The following is an 18,105-nucleotide window of genomic DNA, read 5'->3' as shown; positions in this document are numbered from 1 at the left end:
TGAATTGGGTGGGCAGAGGGTCAGATGTCCAGTACTTCCATTTCCCGCAGCACCTCGGCCACGGCATTGACGGCGGCCTGCATGCCATCGGCGCCGACCACGCCGATGCAGCCGACGCGGAAGGTCTCGACCTGGGTCAGCTTGCCCGGGTAGAGGATGAAGCCCTTGGCCTTGACCCGCTCGTAGAAGTCCTTGAACTGGTAGCGCGGGTCCTTCGGCGCGTGGAAGGTGACGATGATCGGCGCCTGGATGTCGGCGGGCAGGAAACTCTGCAGGCCGATTTTCGCCATGCCGTCGAGCAAGGTCTTGCAGTTATCGGTGTAGCGTTGGTGGCGGGCGGGCAGTCCACCCTCTTCGTTGTATTGCTGCAGCGCTTCGTGCAGGGCAGCGACCACGTGGGTCGGCGGGGTGAAGCGCCACTGGCCGGTCTTGGCCATGTAGGCGTGCTGGTCGTGCAGGTCCATGGCCAGGGAGTGGGCGTTGCCTTCGGCGGCGGCCAGGGCGGCTTTCTCGGCGAAGACAAAGCCCATGCCCGGCACGCCTTCCAGGCACTTGCCGGAGGCGGCGATCAGCGCTTCGAAGGGGATCTGGCGGGCGTCGATCGGCAGCGCGCCGAACGAGCTCATGGCGTCGATGATCAGGCGCTTGCCGTGGCGCCGGATCACCTGGGCGATCTCGGGCAGCGGGTTGAGGATGCCGGTGCTGGTCTCGCAGTGGATCAGCGCCACATGGGTCACGGCGGGGTCGGCGGCCAGCAGGCGGTCGACGTCCGCGGCGGTGGTCGGCTGGTCCTCGCCGGTCTCGAAGGTGCTGTAGGCGCGGCCCAGCACCTTGCAGATCTTCGCCAGGCGCTGGCCGTAGGCGCCGTTGATCAGCACCAGCACCTTGCCGTCACGGGGGACCAGGGTGCCGAGGGCGGCCTCGACGGCGAAGGTGCCGCTGCCTTGCAGGGGCACGCAGTGGTGGCTGGCGCTGCCGTCGATGATGGCCAGCAGTTGTTCGCACACGCTGGCGGTCAGCTGGTTGAAGTCGCGATCCCACGACCCCCAGTCCACGAGCATGGCCTGGCGGGTGCGGATCGAGGTGGTCAATGGACCGGGGGTCAGCAGGATCGGTGCGTTGCTCATTCCGTGGTTCCTCACTATGCGGTGGGCTGGAAACTAGTGGGGCTAGGTTGCAATTCGCTGTGTCATCAATCAAATTGTTTGTAGATATGCCAGCCATAAGTCAGGTCGATAGATATGAACCTGTTCCAGCTCCGCGCCTTCGACGCCGTCGCCCGCGAGGGCAGTTTCACCCGCGCCGCCGAGCGCCTGTTCATCAGCCAGCCGGCGGTGACCGGGCATGTAAAGGCGTTGGAGGAGCACTACCAGATCACCTTGCTGCGCCGTACCGCCCGGCGGGTCGAGCTGACGGAGGAGGGTGCGCGCCTGGCGGCCATCACCCGGGCCATGTTCGGCCTGGCCGAGGAAGCCCAGTCCATGCTCGAGGCTAACCGGCAGTTGCTGACCGGGCGCCTGGAGGTGGCGGCTGACGGCCCGCACCGGGTGATGCCGATGCTGGCGCAGCTGCGCGAGCGCTACCCGGGTATCACCGTCAACCTGCGCCTGGGCAATGCCCAGGAAACCCTGGCCGCGTTGTTGTCGGAACATGCCGATGTGGCCGTGCTGACCGAGATCGAGCCGCGCAAGGGCCTGCACCTGCAGGCGTTGTGCGAGTCGCGGTTGTGTGCACTGTTGCCGGTGGGGCATGCGTGGACGGGTACCGGGGGAGACTTGCCGCTGGCCGAGCTGGACAGGCAGATCATGGTGCTGCGCGAGCCCAGTTCGACCACCCGGCGCACCTTCGACAAGGCCTGCGCCGACGCGGGTGTGCAACCTAGGGTGCTGCTGGAGCTGGACAGCCGCGAAGCGGTCACCGAGGCGGTGGCGGCGGAACTGGGCATCGGCGTGGTGTCCTCCACCGAAGTGGCCCATGACCCGCGGGTGGTGGCCCGCCCCCTGGCCGGTCAGGGCCTGGTCAACCAGCACATGGTCGGTTGCCTGGAGCGCCGTCGCGAGCTGCGCCTGATCCAGGCGTTTCTCGGGCTGGCGGCTGCCGCGTGATGGCTGTTTCGAGCGCGACGGCCTAAGATGGCCGGCCTACAGCCGACGGGACGGTCGATGAGCGAGAAAGACACCATTTCCATGCAGCTGGTGCGTGAAGCGCTGTTGCAGACTTGCCCGGCGGGCCAGCCCGATGTCGGCTTGCTGGTCCGGGCGGGCATCGAGATCGGCCGGCTCGACCTGCCCGAGGCGCGGGTCAGCGCCGAGGCCTATGCCCGGCTGTGGCGCCTGTTGGCTCGTCGTTGCAACGACGAGTTCTTTGCCATGGATCCGCGCGGCCTGCGTAGCGGCAGCCTCGCGTTCATGTGCCGGGCGAGCATGACGCAGCCCACCCTTGGCGCTGGTCTGGAGGTTGTGCTGGGGTTTCTGGCGCTGATGCTCGAAGACCTGCAACCGAGTCTGGTCCGCCAGCAGAGCCTGGCAGAGATCGTCATCAACGAACCGCTGGAGCAGCCACGGCGTGCGTTCACCTACTTCACCTTCTGGATGATCGTGCATGGCGTCGCCTGCTGGCTGGCCGGCCGGCGGATTCCGATCCTGGCCATCGAGCTGCGCTGCCCCGAGCCGCCGTTCTGCGACGATTACCGGGTCATGTTCTCGCAGAATCTGACGTTTGAGCGTCCACGCACGCGCATGATCATCGCTGCCGATTGCCTGACCCTGCCGATCCGGCGCACGCCGCAGGAGTTGCAGCGGTTCCTGGCCGAAGCGCCGGGCAACATACTGGTCAAGTACCGCGACCCTGGCAGTCTGGCGCTACGCATTCGTACGACATTGCTGGAGATCGAGCCAGGCGCATGGCCGGATGCGCAGACGGTGGCGCATAACCTGTGCATGTCGGTGGCGACCTTGCGGCGGCGCCTGTCCGAGGAAGGGCACAGCTACCAGGGCATCAAGGACAGTTTGCGTCGAGAATTGGCGATCACCTGGCTGGCCGAGCCAGCGCTTGGCCTTGCCGACGTCGCGCAACGCCTGGGCTTTGCCGACGCCAGCTCGTTCTACAAGGCATTTCGCAAGTGGTTCGGTTGCAACCCAGGCCATTACCGCAACCTGATCATCCAAGGCGAAATGCCGCACCGGCTGGCGCCGTTTCCCTCTGTGCCGGGTGGGGCGAGCTGACTAGTGTCGAGGGTTCTGAAACCGCAGGATGCTTCGTCATGTCAGCAACTACAACGCCCCAACCAGCAGCGACGGTCACGCCACACGCGATCACGGACGACTTCATCAAGGCGCAACTGCCTGATTGGCTCAAGGAGGCCAAGGCCGAGCAACTCGATGCCTTGCGCGATTGCCTCAAAACTCACGATACCAACGCTCGTCAACTGGCTTTGGCGACCCAAGCGCTGCTGTCGCCACAGCAGTTTGCCGAACAGGTGTTCCACCCGCTCCTGGCTGATCTCGACAAAGGCACGCATGAGGTCAAGGCACTGCAGTGGCTGGATATTCGGCAAGGCACCTCGGGGCTCTTAAGCGCGCCCTCCGCGGTGCGTTGGGGACTGCGCGCTCCCGCCTTGTTGCGTTTGATGCAGGGATTCGAAGAGGGCGCGCAGTTCTTCTCCGGTAGTGGCGTCGTGTGCCCTGGCAGTAACACGGTGCTGTCCGGCGACGCCGACGATTTTGCCGCGCGTTGCAGGGCGCTGGACGCTGGCAAGCAGTATCAAGATCTACTCGACCGGCAGTTCGATGGGGCGACTGTGGCGCTGCTGACCCGTCACCAGCGTTCGGGGTTTGCCCTGGCGTGCCAGCACGCACTGGTGCAGGGCCATTTGTCCGAGTCTCAGCATGCCGCGTTGCAGCCTGTGATCCATGACATGCCCAGCCTGTCGGAGGCGCCGCTGCGCTCCAATGCCGGCGAGTTGCGCATGCTCGATTGCACGCTGATCAACGCGCTGCTGATTCAACTGTACGACAAGGCAAACAAGGCGGCCGGCGTGGTGCTTTACCTGCCGGTCGATCACCAGCGACCACTGCGTTGCTTCGACTCGTTCGAGTCGCTCTCCGAGCACCTGGTGGCGGCGCTGCGAGAGCAGGACTTCAGGCGCCGTGTGCGTGGCCTGGTGTGCCTGCACGAGCAGCCTGACTTTCTGGAAACCATGCTCAAGCGTTTGTCCGACGATGTCCCCGACCTCAATCTGCAACGCCGCGCGGCTCAGGACAACAATGTCTTCGCATTGCTGGCGCGCAGCCAGGTGGCGCGAATCAAGGCCGATGGTCGATTGCTGCTGGTGTGCGCCGCCGACGCTGACCACGCGGCCGCCGATCGCCGTATCAAGCGCTGGGAGGGGGTCGGGCTCGCTTTGCTGGGTGTCGCGGGCATGGCGGTCCCTGCCATTGGCATGGTGCTGCTTGGAAAATTGTTGGTGGACACCCTTGGCGAGGTCTATGCCGGGGTGGGGGACTGGCAGCAAGGCCATCAGCACGAGGCCTTGGACCATATGATCGAAGTGGCCAAGACGGTCGCGGTGACGGCGGTGACTGGGGCCGGTGTGGCGTTGGTCGCCCGTGGTTTCGCTGGCAGCGCCTTCGTCGACGCGCTGGAACCTGTCGAACTCGTCGATGGCAAGCAGCGGCTGTGGAACCATGACTTGAGTGTCTACGAGTCGACGCCCGAGCAACCGGTGTTGCAGGAAAACGGCCTCTACGCGGTCGGAAACCGACGCTGGTTGCACGTGGACCGGCGTTACTACGAAGTCCGCCAGGCGGCCCCCGAGCAGCCCTGGCGCTTGTGTCATCCCCACGACCAGGACGCGTTCGCGCCAAGCATCGAGTACAACGGCGAACGCTGCTGGCGCATCTGCCTGGAGCGCCCGCTGGAGTGGGATGATAGCTGCGCCATGCTCAATCGTCTGTGGCCTCATCAGGTGCCGCTGGACCCGCAGCGTGCCGAACAGATCCTGACGGTGGCGGGCGTCGACCAGGACGAGCTGCGTGGTGTGCTGGTACAGAATCGGCCCGCGCCGGTCAACCTGCGCGACACGCTGCGTCGCTTCGAGGCCGATGCGCGTGTCACCGCGGTATTCAAGGCTGTGAAGGCCCCGGGCGCGACGCTGGAGGATGCCCAGGTGCTGGCGTGGTGCCGTACCCGGCCAGGTATGCAGGCTGTGGATGCACCTGGCGCAGCGGTGTGGCTCGCCGACCGGCAAGCCGAAGTGCAAGCGCTGCTGTTTGAGCATCTGGCGCGTATCACGCCCCCGGGCAACCCATTGTTCACGCTGGTGAAGCGGGACTTCCCGGGCTTGCCTGACGCTTATGCCGAGGAGGCGGTGCGAGAATGCGATGCGGTGGTCGAGCAGGTGGCCAGGGTCGAGGCACGAGTGCCTTACACGGTGGCAACCAAGGTACGCTCGCTGTTGCAGCTGGCGCGGCTGAACCGGGCAGTGGAAGGGCTGTACCTGAACAGCGCCTACTGCGAGGATGCTGGCCTGTTGGTCATGCGACTGCTCGAGAAGCTGCCGATGTGGCCGACCCGAGTCGGTCTCGAGCTGCGCGCCGAGGATGGCCGTATGCTGGCGATCACCAATCCGGCGGTGGCGAGTGATGCGAGGATCGTGCTGGCTCGACGAGACGGTGCGATGCGCTTGTATGACGCACAAGGCATGCAACGTGACTCCGAGGTGGCCGCGCCGGGGAATCTGTTCCAGGCGATCATCGCCGCGCTCGACGAGAGCCAGCGAAGTGCGCTCGAGCTTGAGCCGAGTGACCCTGCGCAATCGCTGCGCCTTGCGTTGATCAAGGCTTTACCGGAAAAACGCAGCGACTGGTACTCATTGCTTGACATGCAAGCGTCCACGCCATGGTTCAACCCTGGAAAAAGGTTGCCTGACGGCCGGGTCGGTTACACGCTCGGTGGGCGGTCTTCGAGAAACACCGCGCGCAATGGCATCACCATCCTCAGAGAGCGCATTCGCGCGCTCTATCCCGTGCTCGACGATGCCCAGGTCGAGAGCAAGGTCGCGCAATTGCGACGTGATCCGCTGGGCCGCAGCCCGCTTGAGGCGTTGTTGTACGAGGAGAGCAACTACAACTTGCTCGACATCGCGCTGCGTGAATGGGCGCAAGCGCATGCGCCATCGGCGTCCCCGGGATTGCGTGGCATCGTGGCCAGGCGCCTGCGTGAAGCGTGGCGCTATGAAAGTGAAGTGATCTACAGCAGGGAGGGAGAGGTGCGGGGCCGGGTGCTCGACCTGAGCAATTGTCGAATTCAGGAGCTGCCCAGACTGCCGGAACAGGTAGACCTTACGCACATCACCAACCTGGTAATGTGCCGAATGGCGCTTAGGGAAGTGCCTCACAGGTTTTTGCGGTGCTTCGATGGCTTGCGTTTCCTGAATGTGAGCAACAACCAGTTGATCGCGCTGCCATCGAGCATCGCACAATGCGGGAACCTGGTTGAACTGCGAGCCTCCGGCAATCGCATTGAAATGGACGCGGCGGATGAGCGGTTGCTTTCGCAGATGTCACGCTTACGGACGATCGACCTCAGCAATAATCCGATTCGCCTGCTGAACCTGCGTTTCAATGAGCCGACGCAATTGCGGCACCTGGACGTGAGCCGTTGCCGGTTGCGGACGATGCCTGCCGGATTGCAGGACTGCGCGTTTCTTTCACTTGCCGACCTCAGTGGCAACCAGATCCGGACTGTGCCCGCCGAGGTGCTCAGCATGCCCGCGGCGTTCAGGTACCGGTTGCGCACGGACTTCAACCCGATGTCATTGCAGGTGCGCCGCGAGCTTTACTGGATGGACCCGGTTCACAACCACGGGGAGGAAATCGTCCAGGAGCGCATCTTGACGCCTGCCAAGGAGCGCTGGGTTGCGCTTGCGCCCGAGGATGAACAGGGGCGCAGCAGGGCCCTGTGGGAGCGCCTGGCAGGGATGGAAGATAGTCGAGAGTTGTTCCGTTTGCTGCGCGCACTCACCGAAACGGCGGACTTCCGTTCTGCCAGTACCTACCTCGCCGGCCAGTTGTGGGAGTTGTTGCAGGCCATCGACGGTGACGCGGCCTTGCGTGAGCTGATCTTTGCCGACTCCAGCGAGCCAGGCGAGTGCGTCGACAGGATCGCTGATCGTTTTAGCGCACTGATTATCCAGAAGATGGTGCACCAGGCCACGGCGAAGGCTGCGACCGGCAAGGGCGGGGAAGAACTGCTCAAGCTGGGCCGGCAGTTGTTCCGGCTGGAGCAAGTGGACTTGCTGGCCAGGAATGAGGCTGCGCGAAGAGAGATGGGAGGTGTATACGTCGATGTGCTCGAAGTGGTGATCGGCTATCGCATCGCGCTGACCAAGGCGCTGGATTTGCCAGGGCAGCCAAGGAACATGCAGTTCTTGGCATTGGCGGGCATCACCGACGATCTCGAGCAGACGGTATTGGCGGCGGTGAAGGCCAGCGAGACGGACGAGGCATTGGCAAAAAGCCTCGCGGGGCGCGATTTCTGGCGCAAATATGTGGAGGCACGGCACCCGGCGCTGTTCGACGAGATCCTCGAACGCGCCGGCGCGGAAGGCACCAGGCTCGACGAAGACAAGAGCCTGAGCAGCGCGGAGTATGACCGTCGCTGGCGTGTGCTCAAGGTCACGCGTGAACAGGAGGAATATGCCGTGACGATCCAGCTCGCCCACGAGGCCTTGATCATGCAATCCGCCGGGCAACCGCTCGATCCGGTCTAATCCGCTCAGCCCGATTGACAGCTTTGGCCATTGCCGGATGAGCTGACCGGCGCGAACATCGTCAGACCGATGTGCACTCCAACAATAAGAAACCAGGAGTCTGACGATGCGCGATTATGCCGAGGCCGCTCGTTCGTTCGACCATGCCCGAGCCGCTGCCGCGGCGTTGCATGGCAATCTCGAGGCCCTCAACGCCTGTGTCGAGTGCTGCGACCGCCACAGCGGCAGCGACAAAACCGCCCTGGTCTGTGAAGACCGCGATGGCAACAGCGAGCGCTATACCTTCGATCAACTGCAGGTCCTGGCCGCACGCTTTGCCAACGTGCTCAAGGCCCAGGGCGTGGGGGCCGGCGACCGCGTCGCCGGGCTCATGCCGCGTACTCCCGAACTGCTGGTGACCATTCTCGCCACCTGGCGCCTGGGCGCGGTCTACCAACCGCTGTTCACCGCTTTCGGCCCCAAGGCCATCGAGCACCGTCTCGAGCAGTCCCATGCCAAGGTGGTGGTCACTGATCGCCACAACCGGCCCAAGCTCGATGAGGTGGAGGACTGCCCGATCCTCGTCACGGTCGGTGCCGCCGAGGGTGAGCTGGACTTCCACCGCAGTCTCGAGACTGCCGCCAGCGATTGCGCGCCGGTGATGCGTAACGGCAACGATCCATTCCTGCTGATGTTCACCTCGGGCACCACTGGCCCGGCCAAGCCACTGGAAGTGCCATTGCGCGCCATCGTCGCGTTCCAGGGCTACATGCGCGACGCCATCGGCCTGCGAGCGGACGACAACTTCTGGAACCTGGCCGACCCCGGCTGGGCCTACGGCCTTTACTACGCGGTCACCGGGCCGCTGTCGCTGGGCCACGCCACCACCTTCTACGACGGCCCGTTCAGTGTCGAAAGCTGTGCGCGGGTCATCGACAAGCTGGGCATCACCAATCTGGCGGGTTCGCCCACAGCCTACAGGCTGCTGATCGCGGCGGGCAGCGCGTTTGCGGCGCCGATCAAGGGGCGCCTGCGGGTGGTCAGCAGTGCCGGCGAACCGCTCAATCCGGAAGTGATCCGCTGGTTCGCAGACGAACTTGGGGTGACTATCCACGACCACTACGGCCAGACCGAGCTGGGCATGGTGCTGTGCAACCACCATGCGCTGGCGCACCCGGTGCACCTGGGCTCGGCCGGCTTCGCCATTCCCGGCCACCGCATCGTGGTGGTGGACGAGCAGGGCAATGAACTGCCTGCCGGCCAGCCTGGCATTCTCGCGGTGGACCGCGAGCAGTCGCCGCTGTGCTGGTTCGCCGGTTACCACGGGCTGCCAACCAAGGCGTTCGTTGGCAGGTACTACCTGTCCGGCGACACCGTCGAGCTCAACCAGGATGGCAGCATCAGCTTCGTCGGCCGCAGCGACGATGTGATCACCACCTCGGGCTACCGAGTCGGCCCGTTCGATGTTGAAAGCGCACTGATTGAGCACCCGGCGGTGGTCGAGGCGGCGGTGATCGGCAAACCCGACCCGGAGCGCACGGAACTGATCAAGGCCTTCGTGGTGCTCGCCCACGGTTATCAGGGCAGTACCGAACTTGAGGAAACCCTGCGCCAGCACGTGCGCCAGCGCCTCTACGCCCACGCCTACCCGCGTGAAATCGAATTCGTCGGCGAGCTGCCCAAGACCCCGAGCGGCAAGCTGCAACGCTTCATCCTGCGCAATCAGGAAATCGCCCGACAACAAGCCGCGCAGCCGATCGCTGCGGGCGCCTGAAGGAAGACTGACATGCACATCACTCAAAAGAACTTCATCGTCAGCGGCGCGGCCTCGGGCCTGGGCGCCGCCACCGCGCAGATGCTCATCGAGGCCGGCGCCAAGGTCATGCTGGTCGACCTGAACGCCGCGGCCGTCGAGGCTAAGGCCGCCGAACTGGGTGCCAATGCCCGCTTCGCGGTGGCCGACATCAGCGATGAGCAGGCCGCCAAGGCGGCGGTCGATGCCGCGGTCAGCGCCTTCGGCGGCCTGCACGGGCTGGTCAACTGCGCGGGTATCGTCGGCGCTGAGAAGATCCTGGGCAAGAATGGGCCGCATGCCCTGGGCAGCTTCGCCAAGGTCATCAACGTCAACCTGATCGGCAGCTTCAACCTGTTGCGCCTGGCCGCCGCAGCCATGGCCGAAGGGCTGGCGGACGAGGGCGGCGAGCGGGGCGTGATCATCAATACCGCCTCCATCGCCGCCTATGACGGCCAGATCGGCCAGGCCGCCTATGCCGCCTCCAAGGGCGCCATCGCCAGCCTCACCCTGCCGGCGGCCCGCGAACTGGCGCGCTTCGGCATCCGCGTGATGACCATCGCCCCGGGCATTTTCGAAACCCCGATGATGGCCGGCATGACCGACGAAGTGCGTGCCTCGCTGTCCGCCGGCGTGCCGTTCCCTCCACGCCTGGGCCGCCCGCAGGAGTACGCGGCGCTCGCCCGCCATATCATCGAGAACAGCATGCTCAACGGCGAGGTGATCCGCCTCGACGGCGCGCTGCGCATGGCTGCCAAGTAAGGAGAACCGAACATGAGCCTGAATCACGATCCGATTGTCATCGTCAGCGCCGTGCGCACGCCGATGGGCGGCCTGCAAGGCGACCTCAAGAGCCTGACCGCGGCGCAGCTGGGCAGCGCGGCCATCCGCGCCGCCGTCGAGCGTGCCGGCATCGATGCCGGCAGTGTCGAGCAGGTGCTGTTCGGCTGCGTGCTGCCGGCCGGCCAGGGTCAGGCACCGGCGCGCCAGGCGGCGCTGGGTGCCGGCCTGGGCAAGCACACCACCTGCACCACCTTGAACAAGATGTGCGGCTCTGGCATGCAGGCGGCGATCATGGCCCATGACCAGTTGCTGGCCGGCAGCGCCGATGTCATCGTCGCCGGTGGCATGGAAAGCATGACCAACGCCCCGTACCTGCTGGACAAGGCCCGTGGCGGCTACCGCATGGGCCACGGCAGGATCATCGACCACATGTTCATGGACGGCCTGGAAGACGCCTACGACAAGGGTCGCCTGATGGGCACCTTCGCCGAGGACTGCGCGCAGAAGGGCGACTTCAGCCGTGAGGCTCAGGACGCCTTCGCCATCGCTTCGCTGACCCGTGCCCAGGAAGCGATCAAGAGCGGCCGCTTCGCCGCCGAGATCGTTCCGGTGGAAGTCACCGAGGGCAAGGAAAAACGCCTCATCAAGGACGACGAGCAGCCGCCCAAGGCGCGCCTGGACAAGATCCCGCAGCTCAAGCCGGCCTTCCGCGAAGGCGGCACCGTCACCGCGGCCAACTCCAGTTCCATCTCTGACGGCGCCGCCGCGCTGGTGCTGATGCGTCGCTCAGAGGCTGAGAAACGCGGCCTCAAACCGCTGGCGGTGATCCATGGCCACGCGGCCTTTGCCGACACCCCGGCGCTGTTCCCCACCGCGCCCATTGGCGCTATCGACAAGCTACTCAAGCGCACTGGCTGGAACCTGTCCGATGTCGATCTGTTCGAGATCAACGAGGCCTTCGCCGTGGTCACCCTGGCGGCCATGAAGCACCTCGACCTGCCCCATGACAAAGTCAATATTCACGGCGGCGCCTGCGCCCTGGGCCATCCGATCGGCGCCTCGGGCGCACGCATTCTGGTGACCCTGCTGTCGGCCCTGCGCCAGAACAACCTGCGCCGTGGCGTGGCGGCCATCTGCATCGGCGGTGGCGAAGCGACGGCCATGGCGGTCGAGTGCCTGTACTGAGGTGAATCATGCTGGTAACTGAAGAACAACAACAGATCGCCGACGCCGTGCGCGACTTCGCCCAGGAGCGTCTGAAGCCGTTTGCCGAACAGTGGGACAGGGAGCACCGCTTCCCCAAGGAGGCCATCGAGGAGATGGCTGGCCTGGGCCTGTTCGGCATGCTGGTGCCGGAGCAGTACGGCGGCAGCGACACCGGCTATGTGGCCTATGCCATGGCCCTGGAGGAGATCGCCGCCGGTGACGGCGCCTGCTCGACCATCATGAGCGTGCACAATTCGGTGGGCTGCGTGCCGATCCTCAAGTTCGGCAGCGAGGCGCAGAAGCAGCAGTTCCTGGCGCCACTGGCCAGCGGCTCGATGCTCGGCGCCTTTGCCCTGACCGAGCCCCAGGCCGGCTCCGACGCCAGCAGCCTGAAGACCCGCGCCCGCCTGGACGGCGATCACTACGTGCTCAACGGCAGCAAGCAGTTCATCACCTCCGGGCAGAACGCCGGGGTGGTGATCGTCTTCGCCGTCACCGATCCAGACGCTGGCAAGCGCGGCATATCGGCCTTCATCGTGCCCACCGATTCACCGGGTTACCAGGTGGCGCGAGTCGAGGACAAGCTTGGCCAGCATGCCTCCGACACCTGCCAGATCGTCTTCGACAACGTGCGCGTGCCGGTGGGCAACCGCCTGGGTGAAGAAGGGCAGGGCTACAAGATTGCCCTGGCCAACCTCGAAGGCGGGCGGATTGGCATCGCCTCGCAGTCGGTGGGCATGGCCCGCGCCGCGTTCGAGGCGGCACGCGACTACGCCAACGAGCGGCAGACCTTCGGCAAGCCACTGATCGAGCACCAGGCCGTGGCCTTCCGCCTGGCCGACATGGCAACCAAGATCGCCGTGGCCCGGCAGATGGTGCTGCACGCCGCCGCCCTGCGCGATGCCGGACGCCCGGCGCTGGTGGAAGCCTCGATGGCCAAGCTTTTCGCCTCGGAAATGGCCGAAAAGGTCTGTTCGGACGCCTTGCAGACCCTCGGCGGTTATGGCTATCTGAGCGACTTCCCGCTGGAGCGGATCTACCGCGATGTGCGGGTCTGCCAGATCTACGAAGGCACCAGCGACATTCAGCGCATGGTCATTGCGCGCAATCTTTGAAGGAGCAGACTGCATGGCATTCGAAACCATCCTGTTGGACATCCACGGCAAGGTCGGCCTGATCACCCTCAATCGCCCGCAGGCGCTGAACGCGCTGAACGCGCACATCGTCGGCGAGATCAACTTGGCCCTGGATCAGCTGGAGAAGGATCCAAACATCGGCTGTGTGGTGTTGACCGGTTCCGCCAAGGCCTTCGCCGCCGGCGCTGACATCAAGGAAATGGCCGAGCTGCAGTATCCGCAGATCTACGTCGAAGACCTGTTCAGCGATTCCGATCGCATCGCCAACCGGCGCAAGCCGATCATCGCCGCGGTGTCGGGCTTCGCCCTGGGCGGTGGCTGTGAGCTGGCGATGATGTGCGACTTCATCCTGGCCGCCGACAACGCCAAGTTCGGCCAGCCGGAAATCAACCTCGGCGTGCTGCCGGGCATGGGCGGCACCCAGCGCTTGACACGTGCCGTGGGCAAGGCCAAGGCCATGGAGCTGTGCCTGACCGGTCGCCTGATGGGCGCCGAGGAAGCCGAGCGTGCCGGCCTGGTGGCGCGTATCGTGCCTCAGGCCGAGCTGGTGGAGGAGGCGCTGAAGGTGGCCGCGACCATCGCCAGCAAGTCGATCCCGGTGAGCATGATGGTCAAGGAGAGCGTCAACCGCGCCTTCGAGGTCACCTTGAGCGAAGGCGTGCGCTTCGAGCGCCGGGTGTTCCATGCCGCGTTCGCCACCGAAGACCAGAAAGAGGGCATGGCTGCGTTCATTGCCAAGCGCGAGGCACAGTTCAAGGACCGCTGACGGGAAGGGGGCGCAGTCTGCGCCGCGCCCCCTGGCTTACAGGTCGAAGAAGTATCGGGCGGCGGCCGTGCTGGTGATCGGTGCGCGATAGACGTCGAACACCCTGCCGCTGGCATCGCTGTAGCGCTGGCCGGGCATGTGCCGTTGCGCTGCTGTTTTCAGATGCCCGGCGGTGAAGTCAGCCTTGGCCGCGGTCATCGACGGGTAGTGGAAGTGCGCATACCACAGAACCTTGCCTGCATGGCTGATACTGTATTCGTCGAGAAAATCGGCGGGCCGGCCCTTGAGCCTGGCCAGTCGATTGCGGCCCCCCGTGGCACGCAATTGCACGTGCCCGCCATCGGCCAGGTACATGACTTCACCCATGCGCGGTTTCTGCGTGAGGGCGGCTGACACGCGTAGCCGCGTCGCCGTTTCCTGCAACTCGTCCGCCAGCCTGCGCAGGGATCCGGCGACCAGCTCGGCATCCTTGCCGGCACGGGCCTCGTCGGTTTCGTTGTTCTCGGTCAGACATGTCTCGATGGCGTTGACCCGTTCGAGCAGGCGGGTGCGTTGATAAAGCACGCTCTCCTCGATTTCCACCGGCAGATAGCGATTCGCGTGCGCTTGCAGGTTCGACACCTCGTCGCGGGCCTGCTCAATCAACGTGTCGCTCTCCCTGAGCAGGCGTTTGAGGGGCATCTGGATTGGGCGTGAGGTAGGCTGGTCAGGCTTGAGCTCCACCCAGTCGCCCTGCTTGAGGTGGTAGGTGCGCGCGGGTGTCTTGTCCTCCGGCCCGGGAATATCGACGGTGTTGGCATCGTCGCTGCGCGGATCGGCCAGGAGCAGCCCGTGCTCGGTGGTCTCGATCAGCCCGGGCACCTTCTTGCGCAGTTGCCCCAGTGTACTGATTGGCGGGTAATCGGGCAGTTCGTTCAGGTCATTGCGGTTTCGCTCAAGCACCCAGGCGAGTTGTTCATTTATCTCCTGTAGAGTCTCCAGCGCCGCGGCGTCCTTGACCAATGTGGTGAAGATTTGCAGTTGTCGCGTCGCGGCCTGAAGGTGGCCGACGATACTGCGCAGCAATCTGGCGGTGATCTCGTCGTCGGCGTTTTCCAGCTTGAACAGTTTTGTACGCTGGGCAATACCCAGCTCGAAGCTGCTCCAGAAGCGATCACTCCAGTAGCACGCCTCGTCGCTCAGACCGTGTACCAGGCTCATGCGGTTGAGCAATCCTTCGAGACGCAAGAAGCGCAGGATCAGTTCTCTCTCCGCAGTTGCTGGCACACTGATAGCGAGGTCCCGCCATTGGCGGATCTCGGGTTGTTGGGGGCTGGCCAGCTTGTTCAGCTCATCCTGGCAGTGGCGCAGGCGTCGATTGTTACCGATCATCCGCTCAATCAAGGGCGCAAGTCTGTCCAGGCGAGCGGCGATGATTCTGACGTCCGTGGGGGTAAGCGTCTCACCGGCCTGCTGGAGGCGGGCAGCTTTGAGCAACTGGCTCCGATCAGGTTGATAGCGCAGGTGCAGGACCTTGTGCAGCAGCCGCTGGCAGAAGCTGTCCTGATACAGCGCGAAAGCATGGACTTTCTTGAAGTCCTTCACCGGCTGCAAAGCGTTGCGCTGTTTCAGGTTTTCGATATGCGTCGCCCAGAACGCCGACAGCGTGTCGAGCTTGTCCTGGCAGGTCTGCAGGCGGGCGTCATCTAGCGGTGCGGCCACCAGCTTCTCAAGGGTGGCCTGTTCCCGGATCCTGGCATCGATGGTGTCCTTGTCGGCCTTGATCAATGCGTTGACGGCGCGCAGGGCACTTTCCTTTTCCAGTTGCAGCTTGCGGATCTGCGCGGACAGTGGCATGCCCCCCTTGAGCGTCAACCTCAGGTCCAACTGCCAGCGTCCGGCCTCGTCGCGGCGCAGCCAAGGGCCTGCGGTTTCGTCAGGGCCGATGATGCGCATCTGGTTGCGAGGCATGTCGAGCATGACGTGGTACAGGTTGCCATGCAGCTGTGCATAGAACTTGTCACCCTGCAGGTACAGGCCACGCAAGGGGCCGCTGGGCACCGGTTCACCGAGTGAAGCGGGGATGATATCCGCCCGTAACGCGCGCAGTGCGGAGTTCTGCCCGGCAGTCAGGGATTGGGTGGATCGCGTCCAGCTGAAGTCGAGATGGAGCAAAGAGGCGGCCTGGACCACGGTGGGGGGCACGGGTTGCTGTTCGGATGCGCCAAGCGCCGTGACCGGTGCGCCAAGCGTGCGCGCCTTTGCGCTTTGCTCATGCAGGCGGGTAATCGAATGGGTGACCAGCAGCAGGGCGATATTGACCAGCAGGTTGACCGCGGCCTGCTCGTGCCCGGTGGGGTCGAGTTCGGCGTCGGTGTTGACGAAGTCGGCCAGCGCCACTTCCATCTGCGCCAGCCATGCCACCCTGCCCAGTGTGCCGCCCGCCAGGGGAAGCAGGGTGTTGAACAGCAGCCAGCCCAGCTCTTTCCAGCGCGTCCAGCGGGTCTGTGCGCTGGTCGAGGCATGCGCTTCAAACGTCTGGATCGATTCGTTGACGCAGGCAAGGTAGAGATCTGCGCCGACATCGCTGGAACTTGGTTCGATGGTCAGCTCCACCGGAGCTGGCCGGCCGAAAGGGATGGCGCTGGTGTCATCCAGTGGAACGAACAGGTGAGGCTCGAGGAAGCCGCCATGGGCATAGAATCTGTGGACTTCGGCCGGAAGGCGTTGCAGCAGGTCATCCTGCAGGGCGCCAGGGGTACTGATGGCCACGAACAGCGCCAGCCGATCGCTGAACTGCAACAGGCTATCCTCGTGCAGGGGACGGTACAACAGGCAACTGTCGGCACTGGGTGACCGTGGCTCGATGAGCCAGGTATTGCGTGGATAGTCCACTGTCGAGCCGGGGGCCTTGAGCAGGCCCAACGGTCGGATGACCCAGCGCTTCGGGTCATTGTCATCGTCGTCTGCGCTGCTGAACACCTGGCTGATATGGCTGGCAACGTCCTGATCCGCCAGTTTTCCGCGCAGGTAGAGCTCCTGCGCCAGTGCGGGCAATTGGCTGCCGAGTTGCGCGATGAGCAGGCGTTGACGCTGCTCGCGTTGGGCGCTGTCATCCAACAGCTTGCTGCGTAGCATGGCGGGGAATGCGCTGGCGATGTCCAGCTCGCTGACCACCGTGCGCAGGTAGTTTTCGTCCAGCCAGCCAGGCAGCAGGTCTGCGTTGTTCGAGAGCAACTCCACTCGCCCTGGCCTGAGCAGCCCGATATTGGCAATCGCCAATTGGGCGAGGGAGAAGGTGACGGGATCTACCTCGCCCGTGCTGGCAAGCCCAGGGCGCGCGGCGGCGGTGGCGATGGTTTGGTAGTTGACGACCCGGACCTGCCTGGGGTCAAGCGGGGCGCGCGGATAATCCGCTTCGAAGCGTGCGGCCAGTTGCCGGTAGGCGAAGTCTTCGGCATTGTCGATACCGTCGAGCCAGAACTGCCCGTTGGTATTCTGGCGGGACTGGGCGACGTCGAGCAGTAGCGTGCTGTAGCGCAACAACGGCTGGCTCCTGGCGTTACGCAGCCAATCCGGAAGAAGGGCCGATATCGCGTTGCGTTGCTTGGATTCGGCCTCGCTGCACAGGTCGAGCATGGAGGTAAGCCGGTCCAGCTCCAGGCTCATGTTGATGGCGTCGAGTCTGCTTCGATGGGCCGTGGCGCAATGGTCGATCACCCGTAGTTGCTGTTCCAGCACACCCAGCGCCATGCTTTCGAAGTCCCCTTGAGCGGTCTGACCGATACTGACTTCCCGGGAGGTGGTCCGGGACCTCGTGGGCCAGTATCGAGCGATGCTCTCCAGCATCTCCTGGCGGGAGGGGAAAGCGAGCAGCTTGCCTGTGAGGGTATAAAGCAGGGTCAGGTTGCGCCTGGGGTCGGTATCGCTGTGTTCGATCAGCAGCGCGCTCGCCAGTTCATTGTCCAGCGTCTCATCCCTGGAAAAGTCCGCGGCAAGCTGCCAGACGCGCAGGCCGGCTGTATTCTGCCGGTTCCTGTGATCGGGGTCGGAATGCACCAGCCTGGCGATGGCCAGGGCGAACGGAGGTAGGCTGCCAGCGTTCTGGTGGGCTTCGATGGCCTCCAGAAAACGGCTGCGAAGTTCTTCGGCGTACCAATGCCAGGGGGTTTCACCACTGCTGTCGAAGTGGCTCCAGTAGCTCGCCAATGATTGCCGGTACACCTCGAGCAGTAACGGTGCGTTGTCATTGATTAGCAGCTCCACCTGGTGCAGAGGTAGAGGCACCTGCCCGGCCGGATCACCATCGACGCGAGCGGTGAGGGTGTCCTCGCCAACCGTGAGGTTGAGTGTCCGGCGTATGCAATAGCGCTCAATGAGCACTTGCGCCAAGGGGCGAACCCACAGGTTGTCGGAACGTGGATTTCGGCTGGCGAGATAAAGTGCCCTTGGATCCTGGGTTGCGTTCGGTAGATAATGCGACCACTGAGCGGCGAGGACATGGTCTGCGGCGTCGAGCAGCTCCGGACGCTCGCTGAACCGTCTGGCAATCTTGCATTGAAGCGGGCTGGAGCGGGCAAGGCGCAGATGTGGTAGGTCGTGCATGATCAAGCCTCATACGTGAGTAAAGGTCGTATGAAGCGGGTTTACGGTGCTTCGCGGTCACTAACCCGCTACCTCCAGCCGCTGCGCC

10 protein-coding genes are annotated in these 18,105 nt (G+C 64.4%); 8 read left to right on the top strand and 2 right to left on the bottom strand.

What is annotated here, in order from left to right; all coding sequences use genetic code 11:
• Positions 1-20 precede the first annotated feature (20 nt).
• Positions 21-1,127: a 2-aminoethylphosphonate--pyruvate transaminase gene (locus AC25ND_RS12485; protein WP_062363605.1), complete on the bottom strand. Its 1,107-nt coding sequence runs from the start codon at positions 1,125-1,127 to the stop codon at positions 21-23.
• Between the two features lie 114 nt (positions 1,128-1,241).
• Between AC25ND_RS12485 and AC25ND_RS12480 the strand changes: the two genes are divergently transcribed.
• From AC25ND_RS12480 to AC25ND_RS12445, 8 genes are all read left to right on the top strand, one after another.
• Entirely contained in the window at positions 1,242-2,105 is an 864-nt protein-coding gene (locus AC25ND_RS12480; RefSeq protein ID WP_028690536.1) for a LysR substrate-binding domain-containing protein, read from the top strand.
• A 57-nt stretch (positions 2,106-2,162) separates the two neighbouring features.
• The gene (locus AC25ND_RS12475) at positions 2,163-3,224 is read left to right on the top strand and encodes an AraC family transcriptional regulator (RefSeq protein ID WP_486976365.1); all 1,062 of its coding nucleotides are present in this window, start codon (positions 2,163-2,165) and stop codon (positions 3,222-3,224) included.
• Between the two features lie 38 nt (positions 3,225-3,262).
• Entirely contained in the window at positions 3,263-7,771 is a 4,509-nt protein-coding gene (locus AC25ND_RS12470) for an NEL-type E3 ubiquitin ligase domain-containing protein (RefSeq protein WP_486976364.1), read from the top strand.
• A 106-nt stretch (positions 7,772-7,877) separates the two neighbouring features.
• Positions 7,878-9,524, top strand: coding sequence for an acyl-CoA synthetase (locus AC25ND_RS12465; protein ID WP_028690538.1), 1,647 nt, complete (start codon positions 7,878-7,880; stop codon positions 9,522-9,524).
• Between the two features lie 12 nt (positions 9,525-9,536).
• Positions 9,537-10,304: an SDR family NAD(P)-dependent oxidoreductase gene (locus tag AC25ND_RS12460; RefSeq protein ID WP_486976363.1), complete on the top strand. Its 768-nt coding sequence runs from the start codon at positions 9,537-9,539 to the stop codon at positions 10,302-10,304.
• Between the two features lie 12 nt (positions 10,305-10,316).
• Positions 10,317-11,510, top strand: a complete 1,194-nt coding sequence (locus AC25ND_RS12455) for an acetyl-CoA C-acyltransferase (RefSeq protein WP_486976362.1) — start codon at positions 10,317-10,319, stop codon at positions 11,508-11,510.
• 8 nt (positions 11,511-11,518) lie between these two features.
• Positions 11,519-12,646 carry an acyl-CoA dehydrogenase gene (locus AC25ND_RS12450; RefSeq protein WP_028690541.1) on the top strand — a complete coding sequence of 376 codons (1,128 nt, stop codon included), beginning with the start codon at positions 11,519-11,521 and terminating at the stop codon, positions 12,644-12,646.
• A gap of 13 nt (positions 12,647-12,659) precedes the next feature.
• A complete protein-coding gene (locus tag AC25ND_RS12445) occupies positions 12,660-13,433 on the top strand; it encodes an enoyl-CoA hydratase (protein WP_236248543.1) in 774 nt (257 codons plus the stop codon).
• 36 nt (positions 13,434-13,469) lie between these two features.
• Here the strand turns inward: AC25ND_RS12445 and AC25ND_RS12440 are convergent, their stop codons facing one another.
• Complete coding sequence (locus AC25ND_RS12440) at positions 13,470-18,017, bottom strand: hypothetical protein (RefSeq protein WP_236248544.1); 4,548 nt, start codon at positions 18,015-18,017, stop codon at positions 13,470-13,472.
• Between the last annotated feature and the right edge of the window lie 88 nt (positions 18,018-18,105).

The sequence above is a fragment of the Pseudomonas sp. P110(2024) genome (assembly GCF_057480795.1).
Note: the sequence above shows the minus strand (reverse complement) of the source record. Positions and strands in the feature narration are given on the sequence as shown.

Bases quoted from the DNA above. Each gene is read 5' to 3' on its own strand.
- AC25ND_RS12485 (WP_062363605.1), bottom strand. From the start codon at position 1,127: ATGAGCAACGCACCGATCCTGCTGACCCCCGGTCCATTGACCACCTCG.
- AC25ND_RS12480 (WP_028690536.1), top strand. From the start codon at position 1,242: ATGAACCTGTTCCAGCTCCGCGCCTTCGACGCCGTCGCCCGCGAGGGC.
- AC25ND_RS12475 (WP_486976365.1), top strand. From the start codon at position 2,163: ATGAGCGAGAAAGACACCATTTCCATGCAGCTGGTGCGTGAAGCGCTG.
- AC25ND_RS12470 (WP_486976364.1), top strand. From the start codon at position 3,263: ATGTCAGCAACTACAACGCCCCAACCAGCAGCGACGGTCACGCCACAC.
- AC25ND_RS12465 (WP_028690538.1), top strand. From the start codon at position 7,878: ATGCGCGATTATGCCGAGGCCGCTCGTTCGTTCGACCATGCCCGAGCC.
- AC25ND_RS12460 (WP_486976363.1), top strand. From the start codon at position 9,537: ATGCACATCACTCAAAAGAACTTCATCGTCAGCGGCGCGGCCTCGGGC.
- AC25ND_RS12455 (WP_486976362.1), top strand. From the start codon at position 10,317: ATGAGCCTGAATCACGATCCGATTGTCATCGTCAGCGCCGTGCGCACG.
- AC25ND_RS12450 (WP_028690541.1), top strand. From the start codon at position 11,519: ATGCTGGTAACTGAAGAACAACAACAGATCGCCGACGCCGTGCGCGAC.
- AC25ND_RS12445 (WP_236248543.1), top strand. From the start codon at position 12,660: ATGGCATTCGAAACCATCCTGTTGGACATCCACGGCAAGGTCGGCCTG.
- AC25ND_RS12440 (WP_236248544.1), bottom strand. From the start codon at position 18,017: ATGCACGACCTACCACATCTGCGCCTTGCCCGCTCCAGCCCGCTTCAA.